The following is a 3,335-nucleotide window of genomic DNA, read 5'->3' on the forward strand; positions in this document are numbered from 1 at the left end:
GTCCAGGTCCGGCGGGGAGTATGTCCATGGCTGCTTGAGGTCGAAGAACCTCGGTGGTTCGGCGTTGAGTGCTTCCATCTGTTCCATCTGGGACTTCAGTTCGGCTGGCGGCTCCTTCCGCTCGCCCTCTCTGGCGTCGGCTTCCGAGGTGAAGAACAACTCCATGGCGTGGGCGCCGTCGGGGAAGTCGGCTTCGACGCTGCCGAGGACGTCGGGCCGGAACTCCGCCCATTTGTCGGAGTTCTCGGTGGAGAGTCGCCGACCGAGTTGGGCGTCGGTGACGCGCCCTTCGATGACTTGCACGAACCTGGCCTTGTCGGGATTGCCCTGCACGTCCACGGTCACGTCGGTGCTGTTCATGAAGGCGGCCCCGGAGGGGAACAGCCGGGACGTCTCCGACCACCACCGGTTCTGCTCGGCGTGCTCGGCCGAATCGAACCGCACCATCGCGACCAGCGCGCCGTCGTCGGTGACACCCGCGGTCGACCCGAGCCAGCCGGTCGCTCCGGGTGCGAGGTCCCGAACCCACTCGAACTGCTCGTGCGCTTGGTCTTCGTCGGACACTTCGCCTTGGATGACTTGAACGAACATCGTGCGCCTCCCATGCGTACTGGCAGGGCGAGCGGGCGGCTCGCCGCCCGCTTATACGACGGTACGACTGCGGCAGAAGACGCGCTCGGTGGCCGCCGAGGACACCGCTCGGGTGGCGGTCATGACCCACTCATGGCCGCCACCGGCAACACCATGACCCGCGAGGTGTTCGTGGGGAGCGGCAGAGTCAGGGACGTATGAGCGCGGTGCGTGATCATGAGCCGAGCTGCTGGTCACTGACTGTGTCGACCCAGGCTGCCCGCCGTGCAGGGGTATGAGGCAGCCCAGCACGCTGGGCCGCTGTTGCTGCGAACGTGGAACGGCGGGCTTCGGACTGCCCCAATGGGGTGGTGGAGGGTCCGCTGCCGATATGGCACTGGGTAACCATGCTGGGCCGATCGGCGTTCGCGGTTACCGTTTCCATTCACTTTAAACAGTCGTGCTGATTGAATCCCGCTCACGTTCGCGCGAACGATTCCCATCCACGGTGTTCACCCGGGCTGCCCCCGCCCTCGCCTGGGTGAGTGCCCGTTCAAGGGAGCCCTCACATGGGACGAGTTCGCGTTGGTCGGTTATCCGGTTTAGGAACGGTCGCGGCAGCGGCCCTGTTATCACTGGTCGGGTTGGCCACGCCGGCCTATGCCGAATCCCAGGTGCGCACGGTCGCCGAGGCCGTGCCGGACAGCTACATAGTCGTGCTCGATGACAGCGCGTCGCCAAGATCGGCGTCCGCGCGGACGGCGGCGGATCTGGCCGGGAAGTACGGCGGCACGGTCACCGCGTCGTGGCGGCACGCGCTCAACGGGTTCGCGGCGAAGATGTCGGCGACCCAGGCGCGCAGGCTTGCCGCGGACTCGATGGTGGCGTTCGTCCAGCAGGACCAGGTGCTGCGGGTCAACGACGTCCAGCTGAACCCGCCGTCGTGGGGGTTGGACCGGGTGGATCAGCGTGACCTGCCGCTGGATCAGAGCTACACCTACGACACCACGGCGAGCAACGTGCGCGCCTACATTCTCGACACGGGCATCCGCGTCTCGCACGCCACATTCGGCGGTCGGGCCACGTGGGGCACGAACACGGTCGACACCAACAACACCGACTGCCACGGTCACGGCACACACGTGGCGGGTACCGTCGGCGGCACCCAGTACGGCGTCGCCAAAGGTGTCGCGCTGGTCGCGGTGAAGGTGTTGAACTGCCAGGGTTCCGGCACGACGGCCGGGGTGGTGAACGGCGTGGACTGGGTGACCCAGAACGCGGTGAAGCCCGCCGTGGCGAACATGAGCCTTGGTGGCGGCGCCGACGCCGCCCTGGACACCGCTGTGCGCAACTCGATCGCCTCCGGTGTCACCTATGGGCTCGCATCGGGCAATTCCAATGCCGATGCCTGCAACTCGTCCCCGGCCAGGGTGGCCGAGGGCATCACGGTCAACGCCTCCGACACCACCGACGCGCGGGCGTCGTTCTCCAACTACGGCACCTGCACCGACATCTTCGCCCCCGGTGTCGGCATCACCTCGGCGTGGATGACCAACGACACCGCGACCAACACGATCAGCGGCACGTCGATGGCCACCCCGCACGTCGTGGGTGCCGCCGCACTGTGGTTGGCCACCCACCCGAACGACCTGCCTCCGGCGGTGGCTACCGCGCTGTACAACAACTCCACCCCGAACAAGGTCACCAATCCGGGCACCGGTTCACCGAACCGGCTGCTCTACACCGCCCCCGCCGGCGGCACCCCGGGGTCGCCGTCGGTGACCAACCCCGGCAGCCAGTCCGGCGTCGTCGGCACCGCCACGAGCCTGCAACTGTCCGCCTCGGGCGGCACCACCCCGTACACCTGGGCGGCGACCGGCCTTCCCGCCGGATTGTCGATCAACGCGAGCACCGGCCTGATCTCCGGGACCCCGACCACCGCGGGCACCAGCGCCGTGACCGCCACGGTGACCGACTCGGCGAGCAAGACCGGGACGACGTCGTTCACCTGGACCATCGCGACCGCACCGGTCCCGGGTTGCTCGGGCACCAACGGCACCGACGTGACGATCCCCGACCTGTCCACAGTGGAAAGTTCGATCACCATCGCCGGTTGCACGGGCAACGCGTCGGCGACCTCGACGGTCGAGGTGCACATCGTGCACACCTACATCGGCGACCTGATCGTGACCCTGGTCGCGCCGGACGGCAGCACCTACGTGCTGCACAACCGGGCAGGCGGCAGCGCGGACAACATCAACCAGACCTACACCGTCAACCTCTCCGGTGACGCGGCGAACGGGACCTGGAAGCTGCGGGTGCAGGACGCCGCCGCGGCCGACACCGGGCGGATCGACACCTGGACGCTGTCGCTCGGCGGTGGCGGGACACCGGCGTGTGGTGGCACCAACGGCAACGACGTGGCGATTCCCGACCTGTCCACTGTGGAGAGCTCGATCGTGGTCTCCGGATGCGCGGGGAACGCCTCAACCACCTCGAAGGTGGAGGTGCACATCGTGCACACCTACATCGGCGACCTCATCGTCACGCTGGTCGCGCCGGACGGCAGCACCTACGTGCTGCACAACCGGGCAGGCGGCAGTGCCGACAACATCAACCAGACCTACACCGTCAACCTCAGCGGTGAGGCCAAGAACGGCACCTGGAAACTGCGAGCGCAAGACGCGGCGGCAGCGGATGTCGGACGGATCGACACCTGGACGCTGACCGTGTGACACACCCGGTGGGCAGGGGCGCCCCTGCCC

General features: G+C 67.7%; 2 protein-coding genes. One reads left to right on the top strand and one right to left on the bottom strand.

All coding sequences use genetic code 11. The annotated features are described in order from the left end of the window. Nucleotides 1-591, bottom strand: a 591-nt coding sequence (locus ACRDSQ_RS09765; protein ID WP_431420524.1) for a hypothetical protein, incomplete at its 3' end; no start/stop codon positions are given. A 548-nt stretch (nucleotides 592-1,139) separates the two neighbouring features. On the opposite strand from ACRDSQ_RS09765, the gene ACRDSQ_RS09770 reads away from it, so the two are divergent. After that, nucleotides 1,140-3,305 carry a proprotein convertase P-domain-containing protein gene (locus ACRDSQ_RS09770; protein WP_431420525.1) on the top strand — a complete coding sequence of 722 codons (2,166 nt, stop codon included), beginning with the start codon at nucleotides 1,140-1,142 and terminating at the stop codon, nucleotides 3,303-3,305. The last annotated feature ends 30 nt before the right edge of the window (nucleotides 3,306-3,335 follow it).

The organism is Actinokineospora sp. (assembly GCF_050699995.1).
In the GTDB taxonomy this organism is placed as follows: Bacteria; Actinomycetota; Actinomycetes; order Mycobacteriales; family Pseudonocardiaceae; genus Actinokineospora.

Coding starts and splice junctions, on each gene's coding strand:
- ACRDSQ_RS09770 (WP_431420525.1), top strand. CDS start 1,140: ATGGGACGAGTTCGCGTTGGTCGGTTATCCGGTTTAGGAACGGTCGCG.